Origin of the sequence: Streptomyces sp. NPDC048462, assembly GCF_043200175.1 — a bacterium.
GTDB lineage: Bacteria > Actinomycetota > Actinomycetes > Streptomycetales > Streptomycetaceae > Streptomyces.
The window spans coordinates 484,151-499,892 of the sequence record NZ_JBICXG010000002.1 but is presented as its reverse complement, the minus strand read 5'-3'; the positions used below and the strand labels follow the sequence as shown (position 1 = coordinate 499,892).

Annotated in this window: 15 protein-coding genes; 9 read left to right on the top strand and 6 right to left on the bottom strand. The window is 70.7% G+C overall.

Annotated elements, in window-relative coordinates; translation table 11 throughout:
* The first annotated feature begins 39 nt into the window (after nucleotides 1-39).
* Nucleotides 40-459: a PaaI family thioesterase gene (locus tag ACGFU6_RS05355; RefSeq protein ID WP_393608171.1), complete on the top strand. Its 420-nt coding sequence runs from the start codon at nucleotides 40-42 to the stop codon at nucleotides 457-459.
* An 11-nt stretch (nucleotides 460-470) separates the two neighbouring features.
* Complete coding sequence (locus ACGFU6_RS05350) at nucleotides 471-1,667, top strand: cytochrome P450 (RefSeq protein ID WP_393608170.1); 1,197 nt, start codon at nucleotides 471-473, stop codon at nucleotides 1,665-1,667.
* 25 nt (nucleotides 1,668-1,692) lie between these two features.
* Here the strand turns inward: ACGFU6_RS05350 and ACGFU6_RS05345 are convergent, their stop codons facing one another.
* Nucleotides 1,693-2,697 carry a Gfo/Idh/MocA family oxidoreductase gene (locus tag ACGFU6_RS05345; protein WP_393608169.1) on the bottom strand — a complete coding sequence of 335 codons (1,005 nt, stop codon included), beginning with the start codon at nucleotides 2,695-2,697 and terminating at the stop codon, nucleotides 1,693-1,695.
* A gap of 453 nt (nucleotides 2,698-3,150) precedes the next feature.
* Between ACGFU6_RS05345 and ACGFU6_RS05340 the strand changes: the two genes are divergently transcribed.
* The 5 genes from ACGFU6_RS05340 (at nucleotide 3,151) to ACGFU6_RS05320 (ending at nucleotide 7,942) form a co-directional block, all read left to right on the top strand.
* Complete coding sequence (locus ACGFU6_RS05340) at nucleotides 3,151-4,134, top strand: sugar ABC transporter substrate-binding protein (RefSeq protein WP_393608168.1); 984 nt, start codon at nucleotides 3,151-3,153, stop codon at nucleotides 4,132-4,134.
* Nucleotides 4,131-5,183, top strand: coding sequence for an ABC transporter permease (locus tag ACGFU6_RS05335; protein ID WP_393608167.1), 1,053 nt, complete (start codon nucleotides 4,131-4,133; stop codon nucleotides 5,181-5,183). The genes ACGFU6_RS05340 and ACGFU6_RS05335 overlap by 4 nt, the downstream gene beginning before the upstream one ends.
* Entirely contained in the window at nucleotides 5,180-6,043 is an 864-nt protein-coding gene (locus ACGFU6_RS05330) for an ATP-binding cassette domain-containing protein (RefSeq protein WP_393608166.1), read from the top strand. The genes ACGFU6_RS05335 and ACGFU6_RS05330 overlap by 4 nt, the downstream gene beginning before the upstream one ends.
* A 124-nt stretch (nucleotides 6,044-6,167) precedes the next feature.
* Nucleotides 6,168-7,331, top strand: a complete 1,164-nt coding sequence (locus ACGFU6_RS05325; RefSeq protein WP_123527511.1) for an ROK family glucokinase — start codon at nucleotides 6,168-6,170, stop codon at nucleotides 7,329-7,331.
* Nucleotides 7,332-7,345: 14 nt separating this feature from the next.
* Nucleotides 7,346-7,942 (top strand): hypothetical protein, encoded by a 597-nt coding sequence (locus ACGFU6_RS05320; protein WP_393608165.1) that lies wholly within the window; start codon nucleotides 7,346-7,348, stop codon nucleotides 7,940-7,942.
* Nucleotides 7,943-8,224: 282 nt separating this feature from the next.
* Here the strand turns inward: ACGFU6_RS05320 and ACGFU6_RS05315 are convergent, their stop codons facing one another.
* The 3 genes from ACGFU6_RS05315 to ACGFU6_RS05305 form a co-directional block, all read right to left on the bottom strand.
* On the bottom strand, nucleotides 8,225-9,142 hold the full coding sequence (locus ACGFU6_RS05315) for a geranyl diphosphate 2-C-methyltransferase (RefSeq protein WP_393608386.1): 918 nt from the start codon (nucleotides 9,140-9,142) through the stop codon (nucleotides 8,225-8,227).
* Between the two features lie 16 nt (nucleotides 9,143-9,158).
* Nucleotides 9,159-10,484 (bottom strand): family 2 encapsulin nanocompartment cargo protein terpene cyclase, encoded by a 1,326-nt coding sequence (locus ACGFU6_RS05310; protein WP_393608164.1) that lies wholly within the window; start codon nucleotides 10,482-10,484, stop codon nucleotides 9,159-9,161.
* A 116-nt stretch (nucleotides 10,485-10,600) separates the two neighbouring features.
* Nucleotides 10,601-12,013: a family 2B encapsulin nanocompartment shell protein gene (locus ACGFU6_RS05305; protein WP_393608163.1), complete on the bottom strand. Its 1,413-nt coding sequence runs from the start codon at nucleotides 12,011-12,013 to the stop codon at nucleotides 10,601-10,603.
* A gap of 510 nt (nucleotides 12,014-12,523) precedes the next feature.
* Here ACGFU6_RS05305 and ACGFU6_RS05300 point away from each other — a divergent pair.
* Nucleotides 12,524-13,738: a beta-ketoacyl-[acyl-carrier-protein] synthase family protein gene (locus tag ACGFU6_RS05300; protein ID WP_393608162.1), complete on the top strand. Its 1,215-nt coding sequence runs from the start codon at nucleotides 12,524-12,526 to the stop codon at nucleotides 13,736-13,738.
* Between the two features lie 48 nt (nucleotides 13,739-13,786).
* Here ACGFU6_RS05300 and ACGFU6_RS05295 read toward each other — a convergent pair whose 3' ends face one another.
* Nucleotides 13,787-14,584, bottom strand: coding sequence for an alpha/beta fold hydrolase (locus ACGFU6_RS05295; RefSeq protein ID WP_393608161.1), 798 nt, complete (start codon nucleotides 14,582-14,584; stop codon nucleotides 13,787-13,789).
* A gap of 95 nt (nucleotides 14,585-14,679) precedes the next feature.
* On the opposite strand from ACGFU6_RS05295, the gene ACGFU6_RS05290 reads away from it, so the two are divergent.
* On the top strand, nucleotides 14,680-15,111 hold the full coding sequence (locus tag ACGFU6_RS05290) for a MarR family winged helix-turn-helix transcriptional regulator (protein WP_393608160.1): 432 nt from the start codon (nucleotides 14,680-14,682) through the stop codon (nucleotides 15,109-15,111).
* A 42-nt stretch (nucleotides 15,112-15,153) separates the two neighbouring features.
* Here the strand turns inward: ACGFU6_RS05290 and ACGFU6_RS05285 are convergent, their stop codons facing one another.
* A complete protein-coding gene (locus tag ACGFU6_RS05285; RefSeq protein ID WP_393608159.1) occupies nucleotides 15,154-15,690 on the bottom strand; it encodes a DinB family protein in 537 nt (178 codons plus the stop codon).
* Between the last annotated feature and the right edge of the window lie 52 nt (nucleotides 15,691-15,742).

The window sequence follows — 15,742 nt, the reverse complement described above, 5'->3', positions numbered from 1 at the left end:
CGTTAGGGCGGACGTGCTGCCGGGAAAGAAAGGAACGTCATGACCGGACTCGACCTGGAGACGGCCCGCAAGGTGCTCGACAGCCAGCCGTTCAGCGCACTCCTCGGAGCGCGGATCACCGCGTTCGGCGACGGCGGGGCGACGCTGGAGATCGACGGCCGCGAGGAACTCCGGCAGCAGAACGGATTCATGCACGGCGGGGTGCTCGCGTACGCCGCCGACAACGCGCTCACCTTCGCCGCCGGAACGGCACTCGGCCCGGCCGTGCTGACCGGCGGGTTCTCGATCCAGTACCTGCGGCCCGCCACCGGCGTAGCACTCGTCGCCCGCGCCCTCGTCGTCCACACCGGCCGCCGGCAGGCGGTGGCCCGCTGCGATCTGTTCACCGTTGACGCGGGCGGCGCCGAAACGCTGTGCGCGGTCGCCCAGGGCACCGTCCTGAACGCCTCGTCGTCCTGAAGGAGTCCGGCTTGACCACGCGAGAGACAGTCGACCTCGGGGCCATGGGGGACCGTTTCACCCGCGACCCGTACAGCGTGTACGCGGCCCTGCGGGCCCGGGGCCCCGTCCACCGGGTCCGCATCCCGGAGGGCGCGCCCGCCTGGCTCGTCGTCGGGTACGAGGAGGGCCGGGCCGCGCTCGCGGACCAGCGGCTCTCCAAACAGTGGGCCCTGGCCTCGCCCTCCCTCGGCGTGAGCAAGGTCTCCTCCGGGACGTCCATGCTCAGCACGGACGCACCCGTGCACACCCGGCTGCGCAAGCTGGTCACCCGGGAGTTCACGCCCCGCCGCATGCGGCAACTCCTGCCGAGTGTGCGGCGGTTGACCGACGAACTGCTCGACACGATGCTGGTCCTGCCCGGCCGCCGTACCGACCTCGTCGAGTCGCTGGCGTTCCCGCTCCCGATGTCCGTCATCTGTGAACTGCTCGGCGTCCCCTTCCTGGACCGTCAGGCCTTCCGGGCGTGGTCCAACACCGCGGTGTCCTCCATCGACGCGGCGGCGCGGAGCGCGGCGACCTCCGACACGTCCCGCTATCTGGCCGGGCTCCTCGACGACAAGCGCGAACAGCCCGGCGATGACCTGATGAGCGCGCTGATCCACACGGCCGACGAGGACGGCGACCGGCTGTCGGCCGATGAACTGCTGGGCATGGCGTGGCTGTTGCTCGTGGCCGGCCATGAGACCACGGTGAGCCTCATCTCCAACGGGGTGCTCGCCCTGCTCACCCACCCGGAGCAGCTCGCGGCGCTGCGGGCGGATCCCGGTCTGATCGACAACGCCGTGGAGGAGATGCTGCGTTACGCGGGCCCGATCGAGACCCCCACGTACCGCTTCACGACCGGACCGATCGACATCGGCGGCACGGTCGTCCCGGGCGGCGGCGAGCTGGTCCTGATCGCGATGGCCGATGCCAACCGCGACCCGGACCGCTACCCGGACGGGGACCGGTTCGACATCACCAGGGACGCCCGGGGGCATGTCGCCTTCGGTCACGGGATCCACTACTGCCTGGGCGCGCCGCTGGCCCGTATCGAGGCGGCGGTGGCGGTCGGATCGCTGCTGGAACGCTGCCCCGGGCTGGCCCTGGACGCGGATCCGGACACGCTGACCTGGCGGACCGGGATGCTCATCCGGGGACCGGAGGGCCTGCCGGTCCGGTGGTGAGGCCCCCGAAGCCCTTGCCGGGGTTTCAGGCCCCGGGGATCTCCGCCAGCTCCACCGGCCGGCGCTCCCGGCGCGAGAGCTCGCACGCCTCCGCGACCCGCAACGCGTGCAGGGCCTCCAGACCGTCGCACGGATTGGCGGCCTCGCCGCGCACCAGGCGCACGAACGCGTCGAGTTCGGCCTCGTACGCCGGGGCGAAGCGGTCCAGGAACCCCGGCCAGGGCTTGGCCGGGGCCGTGGGGCCCTGCGGTTCGGCGGAGGTGATCGGGGTGCGGTCGTCCAGGCCGACCGCGAGCTGGTCCAGCTCCCCGGCGAGTTCCATCCGCACGTCGTACCCGGCCCCGTTGCAGCGGGTCGCCGTCGCTGTGACCAGCGTGCCGTCGTCGAGGGTCAGCAGCGCAGCCGCGGTGTCCACGTCGCCGGCCTCACGGAACATCGCGGGCCCCGCGTCCGAGCCGGTGGCGTACACCCGCGTCACCTCACGGCCCGTCACCCAGCGCACCATGTCGAAGTCGTGGATCAGGCAGTCCCGGTACAGCCCGCCGGAGAGCGGCAGATAGGCCGCGGGCGGCGGCGCAGGGTCGGAGGTCACCGTGCGCACGGTGTGCAGCCGGCCCAGCGCCCCGCCGCGCACGGCCGTGCGCGCCGCCGTGTAACCCGCGTCGAACCGGCGCATGAACCCCAGCTGGAGCACGCTCCCCGCCTCCCGCGTCTCGCGCAGCGCGGCCAGCGTGCCCGCCAGGTCGAGGGCGACGGGCTTCTCGCAGAACGCGGGCAGCCCGGCGTGTGCGGCCCGGCCGATCAGCTCGGCGTGCGCCGCGGTGGCCGAGGCGATCACCACGGCGTCGACGCCCGCGCCGAACACCTCCGCGGCGGAGCCGGCGGTGACCGCTCCGGCCCGGCGCGCGACCTCCGCCGCGCGGGCCGGGTCGGTGTCCGTCACCACCAGGGCGTCCACCGCGGGGTGGCGGGACAGCACGCCCGCGTGGAAGGAGCCGATCCGGCCGGTGCCGATGAGTCCGATGCGCATGGACCCAACGTGCCGGTCACCGGCAACGCTGTCAACTATATGTCCTGACAAAGCAATGAGGGTGTCGGAGCGGCGGCCGCCGCCTCCCGCCGCCCCGCCCCGGCCCGCCCCGGCCCGCCCCGGCCGGGAAATTCACGCCCGCCCCGCCGGGCCCCGCCTCACTCCTTCGATTTCCGCCTCCCCGTACGGTGACAGCGCCCCACGACTTCCGTACGGTGTCGGAGGCTTCCCGGCTTCTCGTACGGCGCCGGGGACGGCACCCGGCCGCCCCCGGCGCCGTACGCGCCCCGTCCCGACACACGCGCCGCGCCCTGCCGGGTGACGGCGGCGGCGGCTCGGGGATACTTGCCCAGCCGGACCGGGACCGCACGGGCCCCGGCTCCACCAGCAGCACAACGAGCAGCACGAGAAGGGCACGGAGTCGTGGCAAGGGTTCGGACAGGGGTACGTGCGATGGGCGCCGTGCTTGCGGCGGTGCTCGGGGCTTCCCTCATGGGATGCAGCAGCACCGGCGGCAAGCGGGCGGAGGACCGGGCGGCGCAGGCCGCCGCCGAGGGCCGGTCCGCGGTGAACACGCCCCGCTGGACCTTCGCCATGGTCACCCACTCGGGCGACGGCGACACCTTCTGGGACATCGTCCAGAAGGGCGCCAAGATGGCGGCGGGCAAGGACAACATCAACTTCCTGTACTCGCACAACGACGAGGCACAGCAGCAGGCCCAGCTGGTCCAGGCCGCCATCGACAAGAAGGTCGACGGCCTGATCGTCACGCTCGCCAAGCCCGACGCCATGAAGGACGTCGTCGCCAAGGCCACCAAGGCCGGCATCCCGGTGATCACCGTGAACTCGGGCGTCGCGGAGTCCAAGCAGTTCGGCGCGCTCACCCACATCGGCCAGGACGAGTCCATCGCCGGTGAGGCCGTCGGCGACGAGCTCAACAAGCGCGGCCGCAAGAAGGCCCTGTGCATCCTGCACGAGCAGGGCAACGTCGGCCACGAGCAGCGCTGCGCCGGAGCGAAGAAGGCCTTCGACGGCGAGATCCAGAACCTGTACGTCGAGGGCACCAACATGCCGGACGTCCAGGCCTCCATCGAGGCGAAGCTCCAGGCCGACAAGGACATCGACGCGGTCGTCACCCTCGGCGCGCCGTTCGCGGACGCCGCCGTCAAGGCGAAGCAGACCGCCGGCAGCAAGGCCGAGATCGACACCTTCGACCTGAACGCCAAGGTCGCGGCCGAGCTGAAGGCCAAGACCCTCGGCTTCGCCGTCGACCAGCAGCCCTACCTCCAGGGGTACGAGGCCGTCGACCTGCTCTGGCTCTACCGCTACAACCGCAACGTGCTCGGCGGCGGCCGCCCGGTCCTGACCGGCCCGCAGGTGATCACCTCCGCCGACGCGGCCCAGCTCGCCGAGTACGCGGACCGGGGAACCCGATGACCGCGGCCTCCGGATCGTCGTCGCCCGCCGGGACGGACGAGCGGCTGCTGCGCGCCTCACCGCTGCGCAAGCTGCTCGGCCGCCCCGAGCTGGGCTCGGTCGTCGGCGCGCTGGCCGTCTTCCTCTTCTTCGCGATCGTCGCCGACAGCTTCCTGCGCGCCACCAGCTTCGGCACGGTGCTGTACGCGGCCTCCACCATCGGGATCATGGCCGCGCCGGTGGCGCTGCTGATGATCGGCGGCGAGTTCGACCTCTCGGCGGGGGTGATGGTCACCAGCTCCGCACTGATCTCGTCGATGTTCAGCTACCAGATGACGGCCAACGTGTGGGTCGGCGTCTTCGTGTCGCTGCTGGTCACGCTCGCCATCGGCGCGTTCAACGGCTTCATGCTGACGCGCACGAAACTGCCGAGCTTCATCATCACGCTCGGCACGTTCCTGATGCTGACCGGCCTGAACCTCGGCTTCACCAAGCTGATCAGCGGCACCGTCTCGACGAAGACCATCGGCAACATGGAGGGCTTCCCCTCCGCCCGCAAGCTCTTCGCCTCCTACTGGACCGTCGGCGGTGTCGAGCTGAAGGTGACCATCCTGTGGTGGGCCGTGCTCGTCGCCGTCGCCACCTGGATCCTGCTCCGCACCCGCTTCGGCAACTGGATCTACGCCGTCGGCGGCGGCGCCGACGCGGCCCGCGCGGTCGGCGTCCCGGTCATCCGGACCAAGATCGGGCTCTACCTCGGGGTGGCCTTCGCCGCCTGGGTCTCCGGACAGCACCTGCTGTTCAGCTATGACGTGGTGCAGTCCGGCGAGGGCGTCGGCAACGAGCTGATCTACATCATCGCGGCCGTCATCGGCGGCTGCCTGATCACCGGCGGCTACGGCTCCGCGATCGGCTCGGCGGTCGGCGCCTTCATCTTCGGCATGACCAGCAAGGGCATCGTGTACGCGGAGTGGAACCCGGACTGGTTCAAATTCTTCCTCGGAGCGATGCTGCTCCTGGCCACCCTGCTCAACGCATGGGTACGCAAGCGCGCGGAGGCGACGAAATGACGGCCCCCACGGCACCGGACGCGCCGCAGGACACCGAGCCGCGGGCGCTGGTCGAGCTCGACCACGTCAGTAAGTACTACGGCAACATCAAGGCGCTGGAGGACGTCTCGCTGGAGGTGCACGCGGGCGAGATCTCCTGCGTCCTCGGTGACAACGGCGCCGGCAAGTCCACCCTCATCAAGATCATCGCGGGGCTGCACCGGCACGACGCCGGAAGCTTCCTCGTGGACGGCGAGGAGACCACGCTCGCCAACCCGCGCGACGCCCTGGACCGGGGCATCGCCACGGTCTACCAGGACCTCGCGGTCGTCCCGCTGATGCCGGTCTGGCGGAACTTCTTCCTGGGCTCCGAGCCGACCACCGGCGCGGGCCCCTTCAAGCGCCTCGACGTCCGCCTGATGCGCGAGACGACCCGTTCCGCGCTGCTGCGGATGGGCATCGACCTGCGCGACGTCGACCAGCCCATCGGTACCCTGTCCGGCGGCGAGCGCCAGTGCGTGGCCATCGCGCGGGCGGTCCACTTCGGCGCCAAGGTGCTCGTCCTGGACGAGCCGACCGCGGCGCTGGGCGTCAAGCAGTCAGGCGTCGTCCTCAAGTACGTCGCCGCCGCCAGGGACGCCGGGCTGGGCGTGGTCCTCATCACGCACAACCCGCACCACGCGTATCTGGTCGGTGACCGCTTCGTGCTGCTCAAGCGTGGCGCCATGGCCGGCAGCCACACCAAGGGCGGCATCACGCTGGACGAGCTCACCCGCCAGATGGCGGGCGGCAGCGAGCTGGAGGAGCTCAGCCACGAGCTGGAGCGGACCCCCGGCCCGGACCTGCGGGGCGGCCCCGCCGCGAAGCACGACATCCCGTAGTCCGGCGGGGCCGCCGACCCCGTCCGGCAGCCCCGCCGCCCCGGCAGTGGCAGAATCGGGGCCGACGGGCGCCGCCCGCCGCCGGGATCACCCCGACCCCGGCCACCCCGACCCCCCAGGGACGATGAGCACGTACCGCGACTTCACGCACCGCGGCTCCGCCCGCGCCACCGTCCTGCGGACCGTCGGCACCCGGGAGCGGCGCTCGCACCTCACCGCGCCGCGGGTCCCCACCGTCGGCATCGACATCGGGGGGACGAAGGTGATGGCCGGCGTCGTCGACGCCGACGGCAACATCCTGGAGACCCTGCGCACCGAGACGCCCGACAAGTCCAAGAGCCCCAAGGTCGTCGAGGACACCATCGTCGAGCTGGTCCTCGACCTCTCCGACCGCCACGACGTGCACGCGGTGGGCATCGGCGCGGCCGGCTGGGTCGACGCGGACCGGTCCAAGGTGCTGTTCGCCCCGCACCTCGCCTGGCGCGACGAGCCCCTCCGCGACGCCATCGCCTCCCGGCTGGTCGTCCCGGTCATGGTCGACAACGACGCCAACACCGCCGCCTGGGCCGAATGGCGCTTCGGCGCGGGCCGGGGCGAGGACCACCTCGTCATGATCACGCTCGGCACCGGCATCGGCGGCGCGATCCTGGAGGACGGTCAGGTCAAGCGCGGCAAATACGGCGTAGCGGGTGAGTTCGGCCACATGCAGGTGGTGCCCGGCGGCCACCGCTGCCCCTGCGGCAACCGAGGCTGCTGGGAGCAGTACAGCTCCGGGAACGCACTCGTCCGCGAGGCCAGGGAACTGGCCGCGGCGGACTCCCCGGTGGCCCACGGAATCATCGAGCGGGTCAAGGGCAACATCCCCGACATCACCGGACCGCTCATCACCGAACTGGCCCGCGAGGGCGATGCGATGTGCATCGAACTCCTCCAGGACATCGGCCAGTGGCTCGGCGTCGGCATCGCCAATCTGGCCGCCGCGCTCGACCCCTCCTGCTTCGTCATCGGAGGCGGTGTCAGCGCCGCCGACGACCTGCTGATCGGACCGGCCAGGGACGCCTTCAAACGCCACCTCACCGGCCGCGGCTACCGGCCCGAGGCGCGGATCGCGAAAGCGCAGCTCGGGCCCGAGGCGGGTATGGTCGGCGCCGCCGACCTCGCCAGACTGGTGGCCCGCAGGTTCCGCCGTACCAACCGCCGCCGCGTCGAGCGGTACGAGCGGTACGCGCAGATCTACGACCAGGCAGCGAGCACCATCCGAAACACCCGCAACACCCGCACTTCCTAGGGACCCCCAGAGCCATGACCGCAGCCGAGCACCCCGTCGTGCCGCGTCAGTCCCCGCCGCCCGAGCAGGGCGACGGGCGGCTGCCCGAGGACCGGCGCAGAACGATCCGCCGGCGCCTGATCACGGCGACCATCATCGTGCTGCTCATCGGAGTCCCGGCCGGATACCTGCTGATCTCCGCGAGCCAGAGCCGCCGCTCCGGCGAGGACAAGGCCGCCGAGGCCGCGGCGCAGGGGCTCCGCGAGGGCTGGCCGTCCCGGATGCTGCGCCGGATCTTCGAGGTGCCGATCCCGTGGGACGCGCAGGACGTCGAGTACTACGAGACCAACAACTGGAAGGCCAGTCGGATGTACGTGCAGTTCCGCACGTCGTCCAACGGTCTCGACCGGTTCCTGACCAACGTCGGCACCGGCCGCGCGGCCCTGACCGAGGGCAGGATCACCGTCGGTGCCCGTGACACGAAGGTCGCGGGCTGGTACTTCGGCGACGGCGTCGCCTGGTCGGGAACCAGGCACACCAACGAGGACCCGCGTCCCAGCCAGGACATCACCGTCGACATGACCGACCCGATGGCCCCGGTCGTGTACGTGGTGTCCGCGGCCACGCCCTGACCCACCCGGCGAGCACGGTCAGTAGTCGACCCCGTCGCACATGGCCCGCACGTGAGACCGGTCCGGTTGTAGGTGGAAGTGGACGTGGATGTGGACGTGGATGTGGACGTGGATTGTGAAGTTGAAGTTTGAATAGAAACTCAAGCACATCAGAGGCTTTTGTGCCCTTTAGGGCGATTCGATGCCTGATGGATTCCCGGTGCGGCGCACGGAACGCGAGAACCCCCGCCGGCGGGTGCCGACGGGGGTTCTGCTGATGGCTGTGCGGGTGGTGCCGCAGGGTCAGACGCGGTCTGCCGCGATCAGGAGGTACTGGAACGAACCGTCCCTGTACGAGTTGATGAACGCGTCCTCGATCCCCGTCACCAGCGAGGAGGTGGCCCGCAGCTCCCAGTAGGGCAGGGTGTCGGGGGTGAGGTCGATGATGGTCTGGGGCACCAGCCGGTTGTCGGCCATGGCGCGGAGGTACTCCCGGCGCGAGTGGATGTTGCACTCGAAGTGTGCGTTGATCTGCGAGACCCACTTCGACGGCTGGCCGTACCGAGGGTTCCAGCAGCCGGTGATGGTCACGTAGCGGCCGCCGACCTCCAGGACGCGGGAGTGTTCCGCGAACAGGTCGTGGAGGTCGACGTACATGCTCGACTCATTGTTCCAGGAGGCCGCCGCCGACCCGGTCTCGAACGGGGTGGCGAGCATGTTGCAGACGCGCGCCCGGACATGGTCCTGGAGGCCGAGCTCGCCGGCCCGGCCGTTGGCGAAGTCGGCCTGCTTGGCGGAGAGCGTGACGCCCTCGACCTTGCACCCGAAGCGCTGGTGGGCCATCACCATCGAGCCGCCGCGGCCGCAGCCGGCGTCCAGCAGGGTGTCCTCGCGCCCGATGTCGCCGAGGTGGCCCAGGAGGAACTCGGCCTGGGCCGACTCCAGTCGGTGGAGTTCGGAGATCAGCTTCTTCTCGCTCGCGCCGTCCCCGGCGTCACCGAGCGCCGAGGTGTCCACCGCACCGATGCCGTAGTGGTGGTGGTAGAGCCCGTCGACATCGCCCAGGCGCAGGTTCACCGGCCTGGCCTCGCCGTCCCAGTAGCGCGCGATGTCGCCCTGGTACGGGGTCGCGGGGCTGGGGATGCGCACCGGGGCGGAGGCGGACGCGGGGGCGGAACCGGCGGTGGGCGCGGCGGTGGCGGTGAGTTCGGCGTTGGTCACGGATGAGTCCATTCTCTTACCAGAAGTCGGGCAGGCTGTAGCGATAGGTGTTCGACTGGTGCCAGTGGTGGTTGCCGTCGACCCAAGCGGCCACACCGCGCAGGAAGCGCTGCACACTCGGGACGGGGGTTTCCGCGGCCAGGGAAGCGGCCGCGCTTTCGAAGTCGTGCATGAGCTCGTTGTGGATCTCGACCGACTTCAGATAGGCCTCGCGGTCGGAGACCCCCTCACGTTCGGAGATCACGACGGGCAGGTTCAGGTGCTTGCCCGGCGCGTTGAGTTCCTTGGTGTACGAGTACAGGTCGTTCACGATCGTCGTCGCGTTTCCCGCCAGCGCGATGACCTCCTGCATGGCAGGCAGGGCGTGCAGGTCCGCCGGGAGTTCGTAACCGCCGACCGTGTCGGTGATGGTGGGGCAGGGGCGGAAATTGTTGAACTGGCGCATCGCCAGGTACTCCCACACCTGTGGGACGTGGTCCATCTGCGCCCAGGCGGCCTCTGCCAGATAGCCCATGTGCAGCCGCGCCATGTCGTGCCGGAGCCGGTCCGCCTGGGAGGGGCCGGCAGCCCGGACGAAGTACTCCATGGCGGAGCGGTAGGCGCGCCGGGGCGCGTCCGCCTGGAGCGACTTCGCCCATTGCGGCCGGTACTCCGCGGTGGTGTGCAGGGCGTCGAGGGCGGTGTGCGCCAGCAGCAGGCGCTCGCCCAGACCGTCGGGCGATCCGCCGTGGTCCTCGCAGTAGCAGTCGTCCACGGCGTTCTCGGCCACCATCAGCCGGGTGGCGAGCATCAGATGGTCGATGCTGGGTGCGTCCGGATGGCAGCCGACCATGTAGCGGCCCACGGAGAAGCCGTCGAACTGCTCCTCCCAGTCCTCCGGATAAAGGGCGACCTCGTCCAGGGCCCAGGCCTTGATCCGGCGGCTGACCTCCTCGACCAGCACCGGGTCGGGCTCGGGGACCGGGTGGTGGTAGAGGCCCGGGATCACCTTGCCCTGTCCACCGCCCTCCCCACCGGCATCCGAGGCGGCTACTGCGGGCGCCTGCGGCTCGGCGCGCCGCAGGAGCGTGCGCAGGCTCGCGGTGCCCAGACCGGTGGGCCCTCCCAGGACCCGTCCCGCCGACGGCGCCAAGATCGTGGCCGGCGGTCGCGGGGCGGTGACCGGCGGTGCTTCCGGGGTGGGCGCGGCCGCCCCGGAAGGCACCGGCAGGCTGGGCGGGCCACCGGTGGTGGCTCTGATGTTGCGGGCGCGGGCCGAGGCTTCGGCGAGCAGGTGGGCCCCGAAGCGGGAAGCCGCCTCCGGCAGGCTCGACTGCGGAGGTGGCAGCTCGGGTGCGGGCATCCATGACTCCTTGAGGGGTGGGCGGTTGTCCGGAGTGCTCCGGGCGCGGGGCACCGGGCGGGCGCGGTCAGTCCGTCGAGTCCGGGCGTCGCACCACGCGGTACGGGCCGGGCCGGCTACTTGGGCCAGCGGGCGATCTGCACGTTCTCCAGCACGCCGACCGCGTCCGGCACGAGGATGGCCGCGGAATAGTAGGTCGTGACGAGGTAGGACGTGATCGCCTTCTCGTCGAGACCCATGAAGCGGACCGAGAGCCCCGGCTCGTACTCGTCCGGCAGGCCCGTCTGGTGCAGACCGACGACGCCCTGGTTCTCCTCGCCGGTACGCATGACGAGGATCGAGCTGGTCCGCTCCGGCGTGACGGGGATCTTGTTGCAGGGGAGGATCGGAACCCCGCGCCAGGCCGGGACCTGCTGGCCGCCGAGGTCCACGTGGTCCGGGTAGAGGCCGCGTGAGTTGAACTCCCGTCCGATCGCCGCGATCGTCTTGGGGTGCGCGAGGAAGAACTTGGAACCCCGGCGGCGGCAGAGCAGTTCGTCCAGGTCGTCCGGGGTCGGCGGGCCGGAGTGCGGCTGGATGCGCTGCTTGAAGTCGGCGTTGTGCAGGAGCCCGAACTCCCGGTTGTTGATCAGCTCGTGCTCCTGCCGCTCGCGCAGCGCCTCGATGGTGAGCCTGAGCTGTTCCTCCGTCTGGTTCATCGGCCCGTTGTAGAGGTCCGCGACCCTCGTGTGGATCCGCAGGATGGTCTGGGCGACGGAGAGTTCGTACTCGCGCGGATTCAGCTCGTAGTCGGCGAAGGCGCCGGGCAGCGCGTGCTCTCCGGTGTGGCCGGCCGACATCGCGATCTCGGCCTCGCCGCGGTGGTTCTGCCGTTGCTGGGAGCGCGAGGTGAACTGTTCGACGTGGGCCCGGAGGGCAGGCGCGTTGGCGACCACGGCCGCGAAGTCGGCGCGGGACAGGGTGAGCAGCGTGCCCGAGGTCTCGGCGACAGCGGTCTGCTCCCACCGGGCGTCCTCGTCCAGCAGCGCGTCGTCCCCGAACCGGTCGCCGTCCGCGAGTACGTCCAGGGCGACCTCGTCGCCGTAATTGCCCACGGACCTCTGGCCGATGCGGCCGTGCGCGATGAGGTGGATCCGGTCGGCCGCCGCTCCCCGCTCGACCAGGGTCTCGCCCGCCCGGAAGTCGCGCTGGATGCAGCGGCCGGCGATGGCGGTGAGCACGTCGAGGTCGTCGAAGCCGCGCAGCAGGGCCAGTTCGCCCAGCTCCTGCGGGATCACCCGGACGTCGGCGCCGTCCTGGACGAACTCCACCTTGCCGTCCCCGACGGTGTAGGCGAGCCGGCGGTTCACCCGGTAGGCGCCGCCCTTGGTCTCCACCCACGGAAGCATCCGCAGCAGCCAGCGGGAGGTGATCTCCTGCATCTGCGGGGCGGACTTGGTCGTGGTGGCGAGGTTGCGGGCGGCCGCCGTACCCAGACTGGACTGCTTGGGCAGTTCCAGCCGCGTTTCCGCATTCGAGTCAACAGTCATCGGGCAGGCTCTCCTTGGTCAGGGCGGGCGAGGGCATATGCGAACACACCGAACAACCGGACGAAAACAGCGGATACGAAGGTGAATCCGTCCAGATCCAGGGGAACAGTAATGGCCGCTCTGCCATCCGGACCAAGGAAATCCGCCGACATTAACTCGATACGATGATCGCGGCCACGTGATGTTTGCCCTGGTCCCGGCGGGATTCAGCCACGATTTGGCGCGGAGAGAACCCAGGGTGTGCCGGGACCGGCAACGGGCTGGCCCCGGAACGGGATCGGGGCGGGATCGGGGCGGCCCTGGACCGGGACCGCCCCTGGGTGCCCGGCTGCCGCGTGGGTCGTACTGCCTGGCAACGCCACGAGCCACCTCCCCAGTTGTTGGAGTAGCACAATTTCTCACTTTCGAATCGGTCGCCTCCTCCCCTGATTTTCCTTCTGAACGCTGGCATGATCCCCATGAGGGCAAGTCAGGACCTCTGTGGTATTCGGACAATTTAAGGAGGCTCGTGTGACCCGTGACAGTCGTGTGCTGGTGACAGGCGTCGGCGCGATGACGCCACTGGGAGCGGACGCGTCGTCGTCGTGGTCGGGGCTGCTGGACGGCAAGTCGGGGGTCCGTCTCCTGGGGGAGGAGTGGGCCGCGGACCTGCCCGTGCACCTTGCGGCCGGGCTGACGGTGGACCCTGCCTCCCTGCTTCCGAGGACCGAGGCCAGGAAGCTGGACCGCGGTGAGCAGGTCGCTGTCCTGACCGCGCGTGAGGCCTGGCAGGACGCCGGTGCTCCGCAGGTCGAGCCGGAACGGTTCGCCGTCGTCATCGGGACGGGAACCGGCGGCATCCTCAGCACGTTGGGGCAGGACGACATCTTCGAACGCGCCGGGATGCGCCGGCTGTCGCCGTTCGCGGTCCCCATGCTGATGCCCAACGGGCCGGCGGCCTGGGTGAGCATGGACCTGGGCGCGAGGGGCGGCGCCAGGACTCCGGTCAGCGCCTGTGCGTCCGGGGCGGAAGCCCTCGCGCTGGGGCAGGACCTGATCGCCGGCGGGCGGGTGGACGTGGTCGTCGCGGGAGGGGTGGAGGCATGCCTGCACCCCTTCGTCATCGCGGCATTCGCGCAGATGAAGGCCCTGTCGACGCAGTCGTCGGACCCGGAGGCCGTGTCCCGCCCCTTCGACGTCCAGCGGTCCGGGTTCGTCATGGGCGAGGGTGCGGGGATGATGGTGCTCGAACGCGCCGAGTTCGCCCGGGGCCGTGGAGCACGTGCCTACGGCACGCTGGCCGGCAGCGCCGTGGGTTCGAGCGCGGACCACATCACAGCGTCCGACGCGGATGGCCAGGCCTTCGCCATCGACCTGGCGCTGCGCGACGCCGGCCTGGCCCCTGCGGACATCGGAGTCGTGCACGCCCACGCCACCTCGACGGAGTCCGGCGACCTGGCGGAGGCCCAGGCGATCAGCCGGGCCATCGGCGGCCACGCCGCTGTGACGGCGACGAAGTCGATGACCGGTCACATGATCGGCGCGTCCGGAGCGGTGGGCGCCATGGCCGCCCTGTTCGCGCTCAGGGACGGCACGCTGCCGGCCACGCGCAACCTCGACGAACTCGACCCGCGCGTCGAACTGGACGTGGTCCGCGGCGAGCCGCGCACCGGGCAGTGGTCCGCCGCGCTGGCCAACTCGTTCGGGTTCGGCGGACACAACGTCAGTCTCGTCTTCACCAAGTGACGAGTGGCCAGGGGTGTTCTGGGGCGGGTGTCTCTGTTCGAGGTGCGGTCAGCTGCCGATACCGAGGATGGCGTCGAGGAGTTCTTCGGGGGTCTCCACCTGCGGGAGGTGGCCGGTGTGGGGGAGCAGTGTGAACACGGCGCCGGGGATGGCGTCGGCGAAGGCGCGGCCGTAGTCGGGGCCGACGATGCCGTCGCTCTCGCCCCAGATGACGTGGACCGGCAGGTCGAGGCCGCGCAGCCGGGCGGCGAGGGTCTCGTCCGACATGGTCGGGCCCGCGTACCCGATGAGGGCCCGGACGTCAGGGCTCGGCCCGGCCTGCCCGGCGGGCGGGACGGGTGCCCTGCCCGGGTCGTGGAAGGAGTGGCTGCGGAGTTGGCGCTGCGTCATGCCGCGTACGTCGGTCATCGGGTGGCCGTCCACCTCGATGCCGATTCCGTCGATGACGACGATGCCGCTGACGCGCGGGCTGCCCTGCAGGGCGACCTCGGCGGCGAGCCAGCCGCCGAAGGAGTTGCCGACGACGGTGACGTCGGTGAGGTCGAGTTCCTCCAGCAACGCGACGTACGCGCGGGCCAGTTCGGTGACCCCGGTGAGGCCGTCGGCCCTGGAGGTGCCGCCGAACCCGGGGTGGGTCGGCAGCAGTACCCGGGCGTGGGCGCGCGCTGCGAGGAGATCGGCGAACCCGGTCATGGTGGCGACGCCGCCGCCTCCGTGCAGAAGCAGGAACGGGCGGGTGCCGTCGCGGTCCCGGACGGATATTCCGGACGTCCCGGCGGGCGTCGTGACGGTATGGGTGGAGGTGTGGGCGGGTCGCAGGGTGTCGGCGGCAACCGGGGTGTTCATCGTGTTCCATCTCCTCTGATCTAAGGTTCCTTATATAAGTAACCTTAGATCAGCTTCTGTATCTGAGCAATCTGTGATCGCGGTAGGCTTCCGGCATGCGTCAACCGTCCGAGGTCGGCCTGGCCGTCAAGCGCCTGCAGCACCGCCAACACCGCGCGATGAGCAAGGCACTGGCCCCGCTCGGCCTCTCGCTGGTCCAGTGGGACACCCTGCGCCACCTCCACAGCCGGCCCGACGCGTCGCTGCACGACCTGGCGGTGCTGACCTTCCAGACGGACCAGTCGTTCGGGTCGCTCGCCGTCCGGATGGCCGAACGCGGCCTGATCGAGCGGGTGCCGGGCCCGGGGCGCGCGGTGCGGCATCGGCTCACCGGCGAGGGCGCACGCCTGCGGGCCGAGGGCCAGGCCGCGGCGGAAGTCACCGCCGCGAACTCGTTCCGCGCCCTCACTCCCGAACAGCTCGACGAGCTCGGCTCCCTCCTCGACGCGGCCCTGGGTTCCGACCCGGCCGCCCAGGGGCCGCAGTAGCACGAGTCCCCGCAGGCCTGCTTCGTGAGGCGCGGCGCTCCTCTACTCGCCGGTGGCGCCGTCGATGGCCTCACGCAGAAGATCCGCGTGGCCGACATGGCGCGCGTACTCCTCGATCACGTGCTCAAGGACGAACCGCACATCGGTGTCACCGAACTCCGGGTTCGGCACGATACGCGCGAGGTCGACGGTCGCCTCCGCGAACACCTGCCGCGACTCCTCGCAGGCCTTGAGGTACTCCTCGTAGACGTCCCTGGCCGGCGTGGCGTCCGACTCGTCGTACCACTCGCCACCGTCAGTGGTGACGTAGGTCCGGCAGGGGAGGAAGTCAGGCGTCCTCGCGGCCAACGTCCGCTGGAACCAGACTCGTTCGACTCCCTGTAGATGACGCATGAGTCCCAGCAGGGTCAACGCGGAAGACCGTACGGGGCGTTGCCGAAGCTGTGTGTCCGAGAGGCCCTCGCACTTCCACAGGAAGGCCGCCCGGTGGTAGTCGAGATTCGAGGCGATCACCTCCAGCCACGGGCCCGATATCGCGCGCTCGGGCCGGACGATCTTCTGGACCACGATGTCGCTCACGCTGAGGTACTCCCTACGGTTCATCAAACTCGGCCGAGTCGTACGCGCTCTC